Origin of the sequence: Bradyrhizobium sp. Leaf396, assembly GCF_001424605.1 — a bacterium.
Taxonomy (GTDB): Bacteria; Pseudomonadota; Alphaproteobacteria; order Rhizobiales; family Xanthobacteraceae; genus Bradyrhizobium; species Bradyrhizobium japonicum_C.
The window spans coordinates 43517-58667 of sequence record NZ_LMQJ01000012.1 but is presented as its reverse complement, the minus strand read 5'-3'; the positions used below and the strand labels follow the sequence as shown (position 1 = coordinate 58667).

The 15151-nt window shown below is 65.0% G+C and carries 15 protein-coding genes; 5 read left to right on the top strand and 10 right to left on the bottom strand.

Annotation, left to right across the window (positions count from 1 at the left end; translation table 11 throughout):
- Positions 1–4 precede the first annotated feature (4 nt).
- Together ASG57_RS13370 and ASG57_RS13365 are read right to left on the bottom strand one after the other, a co-directional pair.
- Positions 5–1270 (bottom strand): NAD(P)/FAD-dependent oxidoreductase, encoded by a 1266-nt coding sequence (locus ASG57_RS13370; protein ID WP_057196502.1) that lies wholly within the window; start codon positions 1268–1270, stop codon positions 5–7.
- A 4-nt stretch (positions 1271–1274) separates the two neighbouring features.
- Positions 1275–2936: a thiamine pyrophosphate-binding protein gene (locus ASG57_RS13365; RefSeq protein ID WP_057196501.1), complete on the bottom strand. Its 1662-nt coding sequence runs from the start codon at positions 2934–2936 to the stop codon at positions 1275–1277.
- Between the two features lie 246 nt (positions 2937–3182).
- On the opposite strand from ASG57_RS13365, the gene ASG57_RS13360 reads away from it, so the two are divergent.
- The gene (locus tag ASG57_RS13360; protein ID WP_024339372.1) at positions 3183–3872 is read left to right on the top strand and encodes an aspartate/glutamate racemase family protein; all 690 of its coding nucleotides are present in this window, start codon (positions 3183–3185) and stop codon (positions 3870–3872) included.
- 62 nt (positions 3873–3934) lie between these two features.
- On the opposite strand, the gene ASG57_RS13355 is transcribed toward ASG57_RS13360, so the two are convergent.
- From ASG57_RS13355 to ASG57_RS13330, 6 genes are all read right to left on the bottom strand, one after another.
- Complete coding sequence (locus tag ASG57_RS13355; protein WP_024339371.1) at positions 3935–4720, bottom strand: ABC transporter permease; 786 nt, start codon at positions 4718–4720, stop codon at positions 3935–3937.
- A complete protein-coding gene (locus ASG57_RS13350) occupies positions 4717–5529 on the bottom strand; it encodes an ABC transporter permease (protein WP_035698158.1) in 813 nt (270 codons plus the stop codon). Before ASG57_RS13350 ends, ASG57_RS13355 begins: the two co-directional genes overlap by 4 nt.
- A 72-nt stretch (positions 5530–5601) precedes the next feature.
- Entirely contained in the window at positions 5602–6660 is a 1059-nt protein-coding gene (locus ASG57_RS13345; protein ID WP_057196660.1) for an ABC transporter substrate-binding protein, read from the bottom strand.
- A gap of 28 nt (positions 6661–6688) precedes the next feature.
- The gene (locus ASG57_RS13340) at positions 6689–7996 is read right to left on the bottom strand and encodes an NAD(P)/FAD-dependent oxidoreductase (RefSeq protein ID WP_057196500.1); all 1308 of its coding nucleotides are present in this window, start codon (positions 7994–7996) and stop codon (positions 6689–6691) included.
- Positions 7997–8012: 16 nt separating this feature from the next.
- Positions 8013–8729 carry an HAD family hydrolase gene (locus ASG57_RS13335; protein WP_057196499.1) on the bottom strand — a complete coding sequence of 239 codons (717 nt, stop codon included), beginning with the start codon at positions 8727–8729 and terminating at the stop codon, positions 8013–8015.
- A 35-nt stretch (positions 8730–8764) separates the two neighbouring features.
- Entirely contained in the window at positions 8765–9844 is a 1080-nt protein-coding gene (locus ASG57_RS13330; protein WP_057196498.1) for an ABC transporter ATP-binding protein, read from the bottom strand.
- A gap of 210 nt (positions 9845–10054) precedes the next feature.
- On the opposite strand from ASG57_RS13330, the gene ASG57_RS13325 reads away from it, so the two are divergent.
- The 3 genes from ASG57_RS13325 to ASG57_RS13315 all read left to right on the top strand — a co-directional run bounded on the left by ASG57_RS13325 (position 10055) and on the right by ASG57_RS13315 (position 11710).
- Positions 10055–10993 carry a LysR family transcriptional regulator gene (locus ASG57_RS13325; RefSeq protein WP_057196497.1) on the top strand — a complete coding sequence of 313 codons (939 nt, stop codon included), beginning with the start codon at positions 10055–10057 and terminating at the stop codon, positions 10991–10993.
- 31 nt (positions 10994–11024) lie between these two features.
- A complete protein-coding gene (locus ASG57_RS39120; protein WP_230646542.1) occupies positions 11025–11231 on the top strand; it encodes a hypothetical protein in 207 nt (68 codons plus the stop codon).
- A gap of 71 nt (positions 11232–11302) precedes the next feature.
- Positions 11303–11710: a nuclear transport factor 2 family protein gene (locus ASG57_RS13315; RefSeq protein WP_057196495.1), complete on the top strand. Its 408-nt coding sequence runs from the start codon at positions 11303–11305 to the stop codon at positions 11708–11710.
- Here the strand turns inward: ASG57_RS13315 and ASG57_RS13310 are convergent.
- Complete coding sequence (locus ASG57_RS13310; protein ID WP_156402693.1) at positions 11695–12486, bottom strand: HAD family hydrolase; 792 nt, start codon at positions 12484–12486, stop codon at positions 11695–11697. The genes ASG57_RS13315 and ASG57_RS13310 overlap by 16 nt on opposite strands.
- Positions 12487–12655: 169 nt before the next feature.
- Here ASG57_RS13310 and ASG57_RS13305 point away from each other — a divergent pair, with 169 nt between their 5' ends.
- Entirely contained in the window at positions 12656–13504 is an 849-nt protein-coding gene (locus ASG57_RS13305) for an SDR family oxidoreductase (protein ID WP_057196494.1), read from the top strand.
- A gap of 158 nt (positions 13505–13662) precedes the next feature.
- Here the strand turns inward: ASG57_RS13305 and ASG57_RS13300 are convergent, their stop codons facing one another.
- The gene (locus ASG57_RS13300) at positions 13663–14550 is read right to left on the bottom strand and encodes a dienelactone hydrolase family protein (protein ID WP_024339360.1); all 888 of its coding nucleotides are present in this window, start codon (positions 14548–14550) and stop codon (positions 13663–13665) included.
- Positions 14551–15151: the final 601 nt, after the last annotated feature.

Below are 15151 nucleotides of genomic sequence, written 5' to 3'. Positions count from 1 at the left end.
CCTCTCAGAGGAATCGCTCGGGGGCGAAGGGGCCGAGCGGAATCTCCGGCGCCTTGCCGCTCACGAGCTGGGCGACCAGACGCCCGGTGCGGGCCGAGCCGACCAGGCCGACATGGCCGTGGCCGAAAGCATAGACGACGTCGCGGGAGGCCCGCGCATAACCGATGCAGGGACGTCCGTCCGGCATGCTCGGGCGATGGCCGAACCAGGTCTTGATGCGCGAGGCCGGAATGTCTTTCGGCAGTTTCGGGAACATGCCGAGCAGGTGGTTGCGCAGGATCTCGGCACGCTTCCAGTTCGGCGCGGCTTCGAGGCCGGCGATCTCGACGGTGCCGGCGGCACGCAGGCCCTTGTTGGTCCAGTTCACCACCATCTTGGCGTCGGATGCCATCATCGAACTGCGCGGGCCGGATTCCGGATTCTCGATCATGACGTGATAGCCGCGTTCGGTTTCCAGCGGCAGCGGATCGCCGATCGAGGCGGTGAGCTGCTTCGACCGTGCGCCGGCGGCGACCACCGCAGCATCGCAAGGGATTTCGCCGTTCTCGGTGACGACGGCGACGAGCTTGTTCCCGGAGAGTCTTAGCCCGGTCGCCTTGTCCCGCACGTGCACCGCGCCGCTGGCGAGCGCGTGATTGGCGAGCGCGGCAACATAGGCTCCGGGATCGCGGCAGCGCCCGGCCTCCTCCACCACCACGCCAAACGTGTAGCGCGGATGCAGATCCGGCTCACGCTGCCGCATCTCGTCGGCGCTGAGCTCGAGCCATTCGACGCCGACCTTCTTGCGCAGCCGCCAGCCGAGATCGTTATCGAAGTTCCCGCGCGAGGTGAACACATGCATCACGCCGTTGCGCTCGATCAATTCAGGCACGCCGGCCTCTTCCGCGAGCTTCCGGTGCAGCAGCGGCGCGTCCTTCAGGAGGTCACGCAACGCGAAGGCCGTCTTCTCCACACGTGACTCGGTCCAGCCGGACAGCAGATACTTGACCAGCCAGGGCAACGCCTTCGGCAAGTAGGACCAGCGGATCGCGAGCGGCCCGAGCGGATCCATCAGATATCCCGGCACCTTCTTCCAGATGCCCGGCTCGGCCGGCGGTATGACCGAATGCGACGACAGCCAGCCGGCATTGCCGTAGCTCGCCGCCTGCTCGCCGCCGGGCTCGCCCGGATCGATCAGCGTGACGCGATGCCCCTCCCTCAGGGCCTCGATCGCGCTGATCACGCCGATCGCACCGGCTCCGATGATGGCGACGTGGCGGCCGGCCGGCATGGCTTTAAGCCTTCACCGCAGGCGTGAAATCCTTGCCGACCGAGATCGCGCGCGGGTCGATGATGCAATGGAGGATCGACGGCTTGCCCGAGGCAAGCGCACGCTCGAAGGCCGGCGCGAATTCTTCCGTGCGCTCGACGCGCTCGCCATGACCGCCGAACGCTTTCGCATACATCGCAAAGTCCGGGTTCTTGAGCTGGGTCCCGACCACGCGGCCGGGATAGTCGCGCTCCTGATGCATGCGGATGGTGCCGTATTGCGAATTGTCGATGATGACGACGATCAGCGGCGCGTCATATTGCACGGCCGTCGCGAATTCCTGGCCGTTCATCAGGAAGCAGCCATCGCCCGCAAAGGCGACGACGACGCGGTCCGGATATTGCCGTTTTGCCAGCACACCCGCCGGCACGCCATAGCCCATCGAGCCCGAGGTTGGCGCCAGCTGCGCGGCAAAGCTGTGGAAGCGATGGTGGCGATGAATCCAGCCTGCATAATTGCCGGCGCCGTTGCAGACGATCGCATCCTTCGGCAGGCGGTCGCGCAACCAGGTCATCACCTGGCCGTACTGGAACGTGCCCGGCAGCTCGCGCGCCTTCTCGGTCCAGGCGAGATAATCGGCGTGCGCCTTGGCGGCCTCGCCCTTCCACGCCACCGCGCCCGAAGGCTTCAGCGTCTCGACGGCGGCCGCGAAGGCGGCCGGCGTCGCCTGGATCGCAAGCGCGGGCTGATAGACGCGGCCGAGCTCCTCGGAGCCCGGATGCACATGGATCAGCTTTTGGCGCGGCGTCGGAATGTCGAGCAGCGTGTAAGACGAGGACGGCATCTCCGACATGCGGCCGCCGATGAGAAGGATGACGTCGGCGCCCTCGATGCGCGCCTTGAGGCCCGGGCTCGGTCCGATGCCGAGATCGCCGGCATAGTGCGAATGGTCGGCGTCGATCAGCGAGGCCCGGCGGAACGAGGTCGCGACCGGCAGGTCGAAGCGCTCGGCAAACCGCGCGATGCCCTTGGTCGCCTCGTCGGTCCAGCGCGAGCCGCCGAGAACGACCAGCGGGGCCTTGGCGCCCGCGAGCATGGTGCTGAGCTTCTCGATATCGGCAGGCGCCGGCCAGCTCATTGCGGGCTCGACCCTCATGGCGTCCGCCACCGCCGCCGTCTCGGTCAGCATGTTCTCCGGCAGCGCAATCACGACGGGACCGGGGCGGCCCTGCATGGCGACGCGGAAAGCGCGCGCCACCAGCTCCGGAATGCGGTCGGGGCGATCGATCTCGACCGCCCATTTCGCCATGGTGCCGAACACGGCCTTGTAGTTGAGCTCCTGGAACGCCTCGCGCTCGCGCATGCCGGTATCGACCTGACCGACGAACAGGATCATCGGCGTCGAGTCCTGCATCGCGATGTGGACGCCATGGCTGGCATTGGTGGCACCGGGGCCGCGGGTGACGAAGCAGACGCCGGGCCGCCCGGTGAGCTTGCCATAAGCCTCCGCCATCATCGCCGCTCCGCCCTCGGCGCGGCAGATCACCACGTCGATCGGGCTGTCGTGCAGCGCATCGAGGGCCGCCAGATAGCTCTCGCCCGGCACACAGGTGACTCGCTCGACGCCTTGGGCGACGAGCTGATCGATCAGGATCTGGCCCCCGGTGCGGGCGTTGCGGATGGTCATGTCGGCTCCCTCAAAAGGCACTTTCGGGAACTGGGTAGGACAGGCCGGAAGAGTGCGCAAGATCGAAAGACCTCTCATAGCCTGCGCAGGCGTCATGCCGGTCCCTGCCGTTTGCACTCCGGCCCGCCCGACCGCCGCTTGTGAAGGGGACCCACGAGTGGATGAAGGACTTGGGATCGTCGCGATGGCGAGCTTGCAGTTCTTCCATTACGATCGGGTCGGAATTGACTCGTTGGGAGCGCCTGAATGCAAACCATCGGCCTGATCGGGGGCATGAGCTGGGAGAGCACCGCGCTCTACTACAAGCTCATCAATGAGCGGGTTCGCGACCGCATGGGAAAGCTGCATTCCGCTCCACTCTTGATGTATTCCTACGATTTCGAGGAGATCAAACAGATGCAGTACGGCGGCCGCTGGCAGGAGGCGGCGGCCAGCCTTGCGGAGGTCGCACGACGCCTCGAAGACGCCGGCGCGCGTGCGATCGTGTTGTGCACGAACACGATGCATAAACTGGCGCCGGAGATCATATCCAGCGTGACCGTTCCGTTCATTCACATCGGCGATGCCACGGCGCAGCGGATCCGGGCCAGGGGATATCGGCGGGTCGGGCTGCTCGGCACGAAGTTCACGATGGAGGAAGACTTCTACATCGACCGGCTGCGCGCGCACGATCTCGACGTCCTGATTCCTCCCGCGGACGAGCGCGCCGAAGTGAACCGCGTCATCTACGACGAGCTGTGCCTCGGGAACGTGACGGCGCCCGCGCGCCGCCGCTATCAGGAGGTGATGGCGGCGCTCGTCGGCGCGGGCGCGGAGTGCATCATCCTCGGCTGCACCGAGATCACCATGCTGGTCGGCCCGGACGACACCTCGGTCGAGACGTTCGACACCACCGCCATTCACGCCGAGACGGCCGCCGATTTCGCGATCGGATGATTTGATCTCCTCAACTTCAGCCCCCGTGCCGAGATCGAGGTGCCTGGAGACGTGGACTGTCCTCACCCACTCCGCTTCTGTCGTGCGCTCGCCAGCAGCACCAGCATGAATGAGGCGGCCGTCATCAAGGTGGAGATCGCGGCGATGGTCGGGTCGATCTCGTCGCGCAGCGCGGTGAACATGCGCTTGGTCAGCGGCTGGTACTGGCCGCCGGAGATGAACAGCGCGACGATCGTCTCGTCCATCGCCGAGATGAAGGCGAAGATGCCGCCGGCGACGACACTGGACTTGATCTGCGGCAGCGTCACCGCGAAGAAGCTGCGCAGGCGGTTCATGCCGAGGCTGCGCGCCACCATCTCCTGCGCCGGATCGAAGCTCTGCAGGCCCGCGAGCACGGAGATGACAACGTAAGGCAGTCCCAGCATCACATTCGCCAGCACGAGGCCGGGCAGGGTCGCGACCAGGCCGACCCGGGTATAGACGAAGAAGATGCCGACCGCGGTGATGATGATCGGCACCACCAGTGGCAGAAGCAGCGCCATATGGATAACGCGCATGATACGCAGCCTGGATTGGCTGACGGCATAGGCGGCGGCAACGCCGCAGGGCGTCGCGATCAGGACGGTCAGGAATGCGACCGTCAGCGTCACCCGCGTCGCCTGCATCCAGGCGGGACTTGAGAAATATTGCTCATACCAGCGCAGCGAGAAGGACGGCGGCGGGAACGTCAGGAAACGCGCGCTGGAGAACGAGATCGGCACGATGATCAGCACGGGAACAATCAGATAGACTAACACCAGCACGCTGATCACGTACAAGACAATTCGGGCGGACGAGGCGCGCATCATTTGTGTCCCAGCACGCGATCGAGCGAGATGAAGCGGCTGACCGCGAAGAAGATCACGAGCACGCTCAGGAGCAGCACCACTGCGACCGCGCTCGCGGCCCCGAACTGATTGTAGAGCTCGACATTGCGGCTCACCAGCATCGACACCATCACGGTGCGGCCGCCGCCGAGCAACTCCGGCGTGATGTAGAAACCGAGGCAGAGCACGAATACCATGGTGCAGCCGGCGAGCACGCCCGGCAGCGACAGCGGCAAGAAGACCCGGAGGAACGTCAGCGACGGGCTCGCGCCCAGGCTGGCGCCGGCCTGCATCAGATCGTTCGGGATCTTCTGCATGGTGGCATAGAGCGGCAGAACCATGAAGGGCAACAGGATGTGCACGGTGGCGACCACCGTGCCGAAGGTGTTGTGGACCAGCGCGAGCGGCTCGGAGACCAATTCGAGATGGCGCAGGAACTGGTTGATCACGCCACTGCGCTGAAGCAGCACCAGCCAGGCATAGGCGCGGACCAGCACGCTGGTCCAGAACGGCAGCATGACCAGGGACAGGATGAAAATGCCCCATCCTTTCGGCAACGAATTGGCGAGATAGGCCAAGGGGTAGCCGAGCAGTAGGGCGATCAGTGTGACCGCGAGGCTGATCTGGAAGGTCAGCGCGAAGCTGCGCCAGTAGATGTCTTCGGTGAAGACGCGGCGATAGTTCTCCAGCGTGAAGCCGTCATGGTAGATCGACTGCCAAGCCAGCCAGCCGACCGGCAGTACGATCAGAGCCAGGACTACCAGCAGCGCCGGCGACACCAACGCCAGCATCAGGCCGTGCTCACGGCGCTGGTGCTTTTGGGAGGGATCGGACACGGATGTCGCCAACGCTGCCTCGCTTGCTCACTTCTGCATGAACGATGCCCAGCGCTTCTCGGCGGCTTCGCCGGCGGGCGAGGACCACCAGGCATAGGACATCAGCGCCTGCTTGGCCGCATTCGCCGGCTCGCTCGGCAATTGCGTGGCGCGCTCGGGCTTAATCACGCCCGTCTCGAACGCCTTCGGATTGCCCGGGCCGTAGTCGATGTGGAGCGGCAGGTTGGCCTGGTGCACGGGATCAACCGCCTCGTTGATGAACTTGACCGCCGTGCCGAGATTGGGTGCGCCCTTGAGGATGCAGAGCGAGGTGCTCTGCAAGATGCCCTGATTGTAGGTGAAGGAGACCTTCGCGCCCTCCTTGGCGACGGCGCTGACGCGGCCGTTCCAGGCCATCTCCATATCGACCTCGCCGTCATTGAGCAGCTGTGCCGACTGCGCGCCCGAGGTCCACCACACCGTGATGTGCGGCTTGATCTCCTCCAGCTTCTTGAACGCGCGGTCGACGTCCAATGGGTAGAGCTTGTCGGGTGCGACACCGTCGGCCATCAACGCGGCTTCGAGGGTTGCGATCGGATGATTGCGCAGCGCGCGGCGACCGGGGAATTTCTTCACGTCCCAAAAATCGACCCAACTGTTCGGCGCGTCCTTCGGGAATGTCTTCTGGCTGTAGGCGAGCACGCTGGAATAGAATTCGTAGGACACCGAATATGGGCTGCGATACGCCTCCGGCATCGCTGCGGCGTTCGGAATCTTCGAGAAGTCGAGCTTCTCGATCAGGCCCTGCTCGCCGCCGCGCAGGCAATAGCCGGTCGGGGTATCCACGACGTCCCAGATTGGCTTGCCGCTGCCGACCTGCGTCTTGATCGCGGGCCAGGCGTCGGGGATGGAATCCTGGTTGATGGTGATGCCGAGCTTCTTGGCGGAAGGATCGAGGATCGCCACCGTCTGCGCCTGCTGATAGGCGCCGCCTTGCGAGACGAAGGTGATCTGCTCGGCGGCGTCGGCTGCAGTGCCGAGCGCGACTGCACTGATCGAAGCGCCCAACAAGGCGTAACCAAATCCGGAATTCCGTTTCGTCGTCATCCTCGTATCCTCCATCGCCAAAGAAATCTCACTGACCGATCGCATCGAGAAACTGGTACCAGCCTGCGACCATGCGGACGGCGGGCTCGCGCAGCGGATAGAGTGGAATGGGCTTCATGCGCCTGACATCGAGCAGGCCGACCTCCGGCGTCTCGCCGCGCACGAAGGCGGCAAGATAGCGGCCCATCAGGCTCGACATCGCAACGCCGGCGCCGTTGTAGCCCATCGAGACCAGCGTGCGATCGTCGAGCCGGCCGATATGCGGCACCGAGTCCATCGTCATCGCCACGAGGCCCGACCATTTGTATTCGAGCGGGACATCGGCGAGATCGCCGAAGATGCCGACCATTGCCTTACGCAGGGCGTCGAAGGCGGCTTGCGAGTCCTGCTTGCCGAAGGCGCCGCGGCCACCAAAGATCACCCGATTGTCCACCATGCGGAACCAGCGCATCATGCGCTTGGTCTCGGTATAGGTGCGCCCCGTGGGCATCAGCCGTCCAGCCAGATTGCGCGGCAACTGCTCGGTGGCGATGATGGCACTGCGGAACGGGATCAGCGTGCGCTGCATCTGCGCAGTCGCGCCGGTCAGGTCGGAATAGCTGTTGGTGGCGATGATTGCCTGCTTGGCTCGCACTGCACCTTGCGGCGTCTCGGCAACGATACCGCCGCTCTCCTTCCGCAGCCGCACCACGGGTGATTCCTGGAAGATCGGGACGCCGCGGCTCGCAACGCCATTTGCCAGACCACGCAGATAATTCAACGGATGGATGCCGCCCGAGCCGGGATTGAGCACCCCGCCGACGAACATGTCGGAGCCGGTCTCGTCCCGCACACCGTGCTTGTCGAGGATGCGGACCTCGGCCGAGCCCATTTCGCGCGTCATCCAATCGGCCTCGCTGATCGCGGTCTTCAGCGTCGTCTCGTTGTGCGCCGCCTTGACCTGGCCGGTGCGCGTGAGGTTCGCACTCGTGATGCCGAACTCGGAGACAAGTTCCTCGACCATGTCGGTCGATTCATGCGCGATCTCGTACATGCGCTTGGCCATGGCGCGGCCATGTGCGGCGTCGACCTCACGGAACGAGAGGCGAAACTTTGCGGTGATCACGCCGCCATTGCGCCCGCTCGCACCCCAGCCGGGTCGATTGGCCTCCAGCACGATGGGCGACAGGCCGTCTTTGGCAATGTGGTGCGCGGCGGAGAGTCCCGTATAGCCCGCCCCGATGATCACCACGTCGGCCTGCTGCTCGCCTGACAGCACGGGAAACGCACGCGCCGGCTCGGCCGTGGCTTCCCACAGCGAGTTGACCGATGGCAGCTCGCTCCAGTCCCGTGTCATGCCCGCGCTCACAACGTTAGGCCGCTGGCCCGACGGCCGCGTCCGCCAGCGCCTTCAACGTCGGGTAATGAAAGTCCGGTTTGGTCAGCGTCTCCACTGCCGGCGTGCCGCCGAAGCCTGCAATGCCCTGGCGGCGCTCGATCCAGCACACCCGGTAGCCGAGCTTCCGCGCGATCCCGATGTCGTGATACTGGCTCTGCGCGACGTGCAAGATGTCGGACTGCTTGTAGCCGAAAGCGGACTGGCGCCCCCTGTTGTAGGCGAAGAATTCCGGATTCGGCTTGGCGACACCGGTATCGTCGGCGCACACCGTATCGTCGAAGGGATCGCCGAGCGCGTGGGCATAGCAGGACAGCGCGACGCGGTCGGCATTGGTCATCGCCACCAGGCGGAACTTCGTGCGCAGGCGCTTCAGCGCCTCGACCGAATCCGCGAACGGCCCCCAGTGCAACACCGAGAGCTGGAACACATCGCAGGATGCATCGTCAGCCGGCAGCCCGAGCTCTTTGGCGAGATGGCGATAGACGTGGAACATCGCCTCGCTCGAGCGGCCATAATGCTTGTCGCGGCCGCGCTTGTACGGCTCGAAAATCTGGTCGTCGCTGAGCTCGGCCGACGTCTTGCCGGAAATCTTGCGCACTGCGTCGAGGACGCCAGTCTCGAAATCGATCAAGGTACCGACGACGTCGAAGGTGAGAACCTTGAAATTGCTGAACGCGGCTTGGGTCGACATGTCAGTTTCTTCTCTCAGGTTGAACAAGGCTGGCTTCAGTCCGCCCGGGGCACGACGATGGTGTCCTCGGGGTGAAGGGTGACCGTGAGGCTGCCGCCGAGCGGCGGAATACGGCTGTAGGCCTGGTGATAGCTCGGCTGGCGCAGGCTGAGCGCGATGCCGTCAGCGAGCGCCAGGAAGATGCGCAGGCTCTCGCCCTGGTAGACGATGTCGGTGACCGTGCCGGTCAGCCGGTTGCAGGCGGCATCCTGCGCCCCATCGTCGATCAGGAGCTTTTCGCCGTGCACTGCGAGCATCAGTGCATCGCCATCGGGAATGGCACGGGCGCTGCGCAGCAGCGCATTGCCCAGCGCGACGCAGGCCGCATCGACACGGCGAACGGGCAGCATCGTCGCCTCCCCGATGAAGCTCGCGACGAAGGAATCTGCCGGATGGTCGTGCAGGCGCTCGGGTTCGTCGATCTGGATCAGCCGGCCGTCCTTCATCACGGCGACCCGGTCGCTCATGGTCAGCGCCTCGCGCTGGTCATGGGTGACGTAGATGATGGTGGCGCCGATGCGCCGGTGCAGCGCGCGCAGCTCGATCTGCATGGATTCGCGCAACTGCTTGTCGAGCGCGGAGAGTGGCTCGTCCATCAGGATCAGGCGCGGCTCGAAGATCACGGCGCGCGCCAGCGCCACGCGCTGACGCTGGCCGCCCGAGAGCTGGGCGATGCCGCGCTCCTCGTAGCCGGCGAGCCCGACCATGCCGAGGGCCGCGCGCACCTTGTCGGGCCAGCTCGCCTTCGGCAGGCGACGCGCGCGCAACGGAAAAGCGACGTTCTCGCCAACGCTCATGTGCGGAAACAGCGCGTAATTCTGGAACACGACGCCGATGTCGCGCTTGTGCGGCGGCATGTAGGTGACGTCGCGGCCACCGAAGAAAATCGATCCGCTCGATGGCAGGATGAAGCCGCCCAAAATGCCGAGCAGAGTGGTCTTGCCCGAGCCGGAGGGACCGAGCAGCGAGACGAACTCGCCGGCACCGACGTTGAGAGAAACGTCGTCGAGGGCGCGGACGGCGCCATACGTCTTGCTGGCCGACCTGATCTCGACGCTCTCCGCTCGTTTGTCCAACGATCGACCTCACCCATCCCTGCAATGGCGTGCCTCACTGCGCGCCATAAGCCTGCTTTATAGACAGGCATCTGGAGCACTCGCGGCTTCAGCGTGCGCTGCAACCGATCTTCTCTCCGATCCCCTGTCTGTAGGCCGTCATGCCAATGACAACAGACTTGGCAAAACTCGGCAATTGCCAAATTCTCACCGCGCTCATAACATGACGTTATGCCCGAGCTGCGCCGGATGCTGCCTTCCAGTAACGCCCTGTTCGTCTTCGACGCAGCGGCGCGCAATGGCAGTTTTACAGCCGCAGCCGCAGAGCTGAACGTCACGCAGCCGGCAGTAAGCCGGATGCTCGGTCAGTTTGAGGAGCATCTCGGCGTTCGCCTGTTCGACCGCACAGCGGGACGCGCGGTACTTACCGAGGAAGGCGAATTGCTCTATCGCCGCGTGCTCGAAGGCTTTCGCAGTATCGAGACCGGCCTCGTCGAGATCGAGCGGCGCCGCAAGGGCACCGAGACAGTGACGCTATCGGTCTCATCAGCCTTCACCACGCATTGGTTGATGCCGCGCATCGACAAGCTGCAGAAGCGGTTTCCGGAGGTCGATCTGCGCTTCCAGCTCATCTCCGGTGCACTACGCGGACCGGTGGAGAATGTCGATCTGGGCATGCGCTTTCGCGACCGTGACGAGCCGTCCTCCGGCGCCACGCTGGTGATGAAGGAGGTCATGCTGCCGATGTGCAGCCCCGGCTATCTCGGCGAGAGCGATCCCACCGAAGGCAACACCATCATCCGCCTCGCAGAGACGCCGGGAGACTGGTCCGCGGATTACGCATCGCTCCTCACCGGACGCCGCGGGGCGGCGAAAGCGCTGAGCTTCACCGACTATGCGGTCGTGGTGCAGGCCGCGCTGCTCGGCCAGGGGATTGCGCTCGGCTGGCTGACGGTGGCTTCGCATTGGCTCCTGACCGGCGCGCTGGTGCCCGCCTCCGGCACGCTTACCACCACGCGCCGCATCTGCGAATTCCTGCCGCCGCGCAACCGGCCGATGCGCCCGATCGCCGCCGAGATCCGCGACTGGATCATCGCGCAGATGAAAAGCGAGATCGTCGCGATCGACCGTCTTTATCCGAAACTCGGCGCGATGGCGGCGTGTTATTGATGTTCTTCTCCCTCCCCGCATGCGGGGAGAGGTGACGATCCCGCAATTCCGCGACCGGCTGGAGACCTATCGCGACATCACGGCGGCGATCTTGCGGCAGCATCATCTCGATGAGCTTCTCGCACCTGTCGCGCCCGTCGCCGAGCAGTTCGGGCTGTCGCTGCCGCTCGGTGCCAAGCCGCGCCTGCGGCTCTCCGCCGGCGGCGGAGACGCTCGTCTCGGCTGGATTGCATCTTGAATGCTGCACTGCGGCCAAAGTCGACGGAAGTCGCGCTTGATTTTTGCCTGCCATTGCCGCACCCGAGAGCAATGGCAAAGGACAGCAAGGTCATCGCCGCCAACGCGGCCTTCTACGCCGCCTTTTCGACCGGCGACTTCGACGAAATGAAGCGGATGTGGGCGGATGACGACGCCATTTCCTGCATCCATCCCGGTTGGCCGGCCATCATCGGGCGCGCCACGGTGATCGGAAGCTGGCGTGACATCCTCCAGAACCCGGAGCGGCCGCAAATCGTCTGCGCCGAGCCGCAGGCCATCGTCGACGGCGACAGCGCGCGCGTGCTGTGCATCGAGATCGTCGACGGCACCGCTTTGGCGGCTGCGAACCATTTCCGCCGCGTCGGCGACGACTGGCGCCTTGTGCATCACCAGTCGAGCCCTATCGCGCAGATTGTCGAGCAGGCCGAGGACGATGGAGCGAGTCACCGCATCCACTGAGCGCAGCGATCACGCCTGCGTGATCTACTGTGCATGGGGTTGTTTTTCGGTTTTTGTGTCGCGGCGCCGAGCTCCGACAGATCGTCCAGCACGACTCGCGCCGCGGTGAAGTCGTCCTCTCCGAAGAACATGCTGCGCGTAATCAGAACCGGGACGCCAGCGCGGGAGGCCGCGATCAGGCCGTTGCTGGAATCTTCGACCGCGACGCAGTCGGGCGCATCCAGCTTCAGCCGCGCCAGCACTTCGAGGTAGACGTCCGGCGCCGGTTTCTTGTGCCTGACATCGTCGCCGGCGACCACCGCGTCGAACTCCGCCGCCCAGCGCGTTCCCAAAGCCTGCGAGAGCAGCGCATCGATGTTGCCGTGCGAGGTGGTGGTCGCGATCGCAAGCCGCTGGCCGCGCGCCCTTGCTGCTGCGAGCAGTCCCGCCACGCCCGGCCGCAACGGGCAGCAGCCGGTGTTGACGAGTTCGGCAAAGTGCGCGGTCTTGATGCGGTGAAGCTCGGCGACGTCCTCGTCGACCAGTGGCGCCGCGGTCCGCAGCGATGCATGGTAGGCGCGCATGCGCTCCTTGCCGCCGGTCACCCGCAGCAGGTCCTTGTAGACGGCGCGATCCCAATGCCAGTCGAGACCCTGGCGGGCAAAGGCAAGGTTGAAGGCCTGCCGATGCAGTTCCTCGGTTTCGGCCAAGGTGCCGTCGACGTCGAAGATCAGCGCCGCCGCGCGCCGGATCAGTTCGTCGGCATGGCATCGCGCGGCCGCAGGCGGTGCCTGCATCATCGCCCCGGTCGCCAACGACGCCTCCCTTCCGATCTGCCTGTGATGGGCGAGCATCCCTCGAAGCGGCGGACGGGACAAATCGCAATATCTTTTGCCGGACCCAAAAATCTCTTATGAGCGAAGGACGCGCAGCTCGCGCGGGAACTCGGACCTGCACGGGAAACGCATGCGGCTCTTCATCCTTGGCCTCGGCTACAGTGCCCGGCACTTCGTCCGCCAACACGGCGGCAGCTTCTCGCACGTCGCCGGCACCGTGCGCGATCCCGCGCAGCGGGACGACCTCGGCGGCCTGGAGGTGCATGCCTTTTCCGACGGCGCTTCCACCCCCGCGACCGTTCAACAGGTTCGCGAGGCCGATGTGCTATTGGTGTCGATCCCGCCCGGAAGCTCCGGCGATCCCGCGATCGCGGCGTTCGGCGACGTGCTCCAGGCGGGGCGCCGCAGGGTCGTCTATCTCTCCACCATCGGCGTGTACGGCGATCACGGCGGCGGCTGGGTCGACGAGAGCACACCGCCGCAGGCCACACTGGAGCGAACGCAAATGCGGATCGCAGCGGAGCAGGCCTGGACGGACACGACGCACGGCGATGCCGCGATCCTGCGGCTTGCGGGCATCTACGGCCCCGGCCGCAACGCGCTGGCGACGCTGCGCGCGGGAACGGCGAGGCGCATCATCAAGCCCGGACAGGTCTTCAACCGCATCCACGTCGACGACATCGCGAGCGCAATCATGGCCGCTGTTCATCACCAGGGCGGCGGCATCTGGAACATCTGCGATGACGAGCCCGCGCCGCCGCAGGACGTGATCACTTATGCAGCGAAACTGATGGGCGTTACACCGCCGCCCGAAGAGGCGTTCGCCACTGCCGAAATGTCAGCGATGGCCCGCAGTTTCTATGCCAGCAGCGCCCGCGTCTCCAACGCGAAGTTGAAGCACGAGCTTGGCGTCGCGCTGGCCCACCCGACCTACCGGCAGGGCCTCGATGCGCTCTGGCGCGCGGGTGAAGGACGATAGTCCCGTCGCTTCCACATCGATCGTCATGATCGCGGCGGCTGCCGCCCGTCACGCGCAATGCAGCGCACGTGCACCGCTGCTGAAGTCAGCGCCGACGGCGATCGGCACGCCCGGAAAGTGCGAGGGCGGCCGCTCGGGCCACCCTCTTCCATCCAACATCAGCTCAAGACTCCATACTTCCTGAACCAGGCCTGCGCCTGCTTCCAGGCATCTTCCGCGGCGTCCTTGCGGTAACTGCCGCGGTAGTCGGCGTGGAAACCGTGCGGCGCTTCGGGATAGATCCTGAATTCGGCCGCCTTCTTGTTCTGCTCGAGCGCGGCCTTCATCTGCTCGACCTGGGCGACCGGAATGCCGGAATCGGCGCCGCCGTAGAGGCCGAGCACCGGCGCCTTCATTTCGGGCGCGAGCTGCATCGGGCTCTTCGGCCACAGCGGATTGGCGGGATCGATCAGCGTACCATAGAAGGCAACGCCTGCCTTGAGGGTGCCGCTGTGGGCCGCGTACTCCCAGACTGTGCGGCCGCCCCGGCAGAAACCGATGATGCCGAGCCTGGCGGCATCACCGCCTTGCGATTGCGCCCACGCCACGGTCGCATCGAGATCCGACAGCAGCTCCGCGTCGGGCTTGGCGTTCACCACCGGCAGCAGATCCTTGATCTCCGAAACCTTGGTGAGGTCGACGCCCTTGCGGAAATAATAGTCCGGCGCAACAGCAAACGCGCCGAGCTTGGCGAGGCGCCGCGTTACGTCCCGGATGTATTCGTGAAGGCCGAAAATCTCCATCGCCACGATGATCACCGGCGCCTTGGTGTTGCCGGCCGGCCGGGCGAAGTATGCAGGCATCTCTTCGGAGCCGACCTTGATCTTGGCGTCGCCGGTCTGGAGGCCGTTGGCGTCGGTCGTGATCACCTGGGCACGTACCGGACCTGCCGCAAGCGTGTAGCCGGCGGCCACGGCCGCGCTGGCACTCATGAATCCGCGCCGCGAGACCGGGGCGCTCTTGGTCAGCCCGACAACGTCGGATGTCATGGTGGTCTCGAAGCTCATTGGTCTATTCCTTCCTGCTGATTGCGCCCGGGGCGTCGCATTCGCCAATACTTGCGGGCGATACGCAAATCACCAGCCTGCGAGCAGGGCGCGGCTCCACGCGTCATCCTTCGGCTCCGTCCAGGTATTGGCCCATCGCGAAAGGACGGCGCGTGCGCAAGCAGCGACTGAATGAGTTGAGGGGTTCACGTTGAACGACATGCTCGCTCAATTCCAACGACACTCTGACATTGGCGCGGCTTTCGCGCAGTGCCGGACTTAACCGTCCAGCTTCATTGCATCGCAACATCCATTAACCGAAAATAGCGGTTGTCTTCCGGCCAGCCGGGTCGTCAGACGTTGGCGATGTTGCACACGTTCGCGCTCTCGGCGCTCATAGGCGCAACAAACAGGCCCGGTAAAGGCGCCAATGACACATAATGTTGCCGGCGCGCCGCCCATTTCCGCCGACTCCCATGCAAGCCGTCGTCATTTGAGTGAAATTTTCGAAGGACTTGGGCCGCGCGGTTTACTCGAACTTTCTTTGTGACGCCCTAGTTCCACGCCCGAAGTTCCATCTCTCCGACACAGAGGGGCAACTTTCCCCACGTGGTCCGAAGTC

Coding starts and splice junctions, on each gene's coding strand:
- ASG57_RS13370 (WP_057196502.1), bottom strand. CDS start 1,270: ATGCCGGCCGGCCGCCACGTCGCCATCATCGGAGCCGGTGCGATCGGC.
- ASG57_RS13365 (WP_057196501.1), bottom strand. CDS start 2,936: ATGACCATCCGCAACGCCCGCACCGGGGGCCAGATCCTGATCGATCAG.
- ASG57_RS13360 (WP_024339372.1), top strand. CDS start 3,183: ATGCAAACCATCGGCCTGATCGGGGGCATGAGCTGGGAGAGCACCGCG.
- ASG57_RS13355 (WP_024339371.1), bottom strand. CDS start 4,720: ATGATGCGCGCCTCGTCCGCCCGAATTGTCTTGTACGTGATCAGCGTG.
- ASG57_RS13350 (WP_035698158.1), bottom strand. CDS start 5,529: ATGCTGGCGTTGGTGTCGCCGGCGCTGCTGGTAGTCCTGGCTCTGATC.
- ASG57_RS13345 (WP_057196660.1), bottom strand. CDS start 6,660: ATGACGACGAAACGGAATTCCGGATTTGGTTACGCCTTGTTGGGCGCT.
- ASG57_RS13340 (WP_057196500.1), bottom strand. CDS start 7,996: ATGACACGGGACTGGAGCGAGCTGCCATCGGTCAACTCGCTGTGGGAA.
- ASG57_RS13335 (WP_057196499.1), bottom strand. CDS start 8,729: ATGTCGACCCAAGCCGCGTTCAGCAATTTCAAGGTTCTCACCTTCGAC.
- ASG57_RS13325 (WP_057196497.1), top strand. CDS start 10,055: ATGCCCGAGCTGCGCCGGATGCTGCCTTCCAGTAACGCCCTGTTCGTC.
- ASG57_RS13315 (WP_057196495.1), top strand. CDS start 11,303: ATGGCAAAGGACAGCAAGGTCATCGCCGCCAACGCGGCCTTCTACGCC.
- ASG57_RS13310 (WP_156402693.1), bottom strand. CDS start 12,486: ATGCAGGCACCGCCTGCGGCCGCGCGATGCCATGCCGACGAACTGATC.
- ASG57_RS13305 (WP_057196494.1), top strand. CDS start 12,656: ATGCGGCTCTTCATCCTTGGCCTCGGCTACAGTGCCCGGCACTTCGTC.
- ASG57_RS13300 (WP_024339360.1), bottom strand. CDS start 14,550: ATGAGCTTCGAGACCACCATGACATCCGACGTTGTCGGGCTGACCAAG.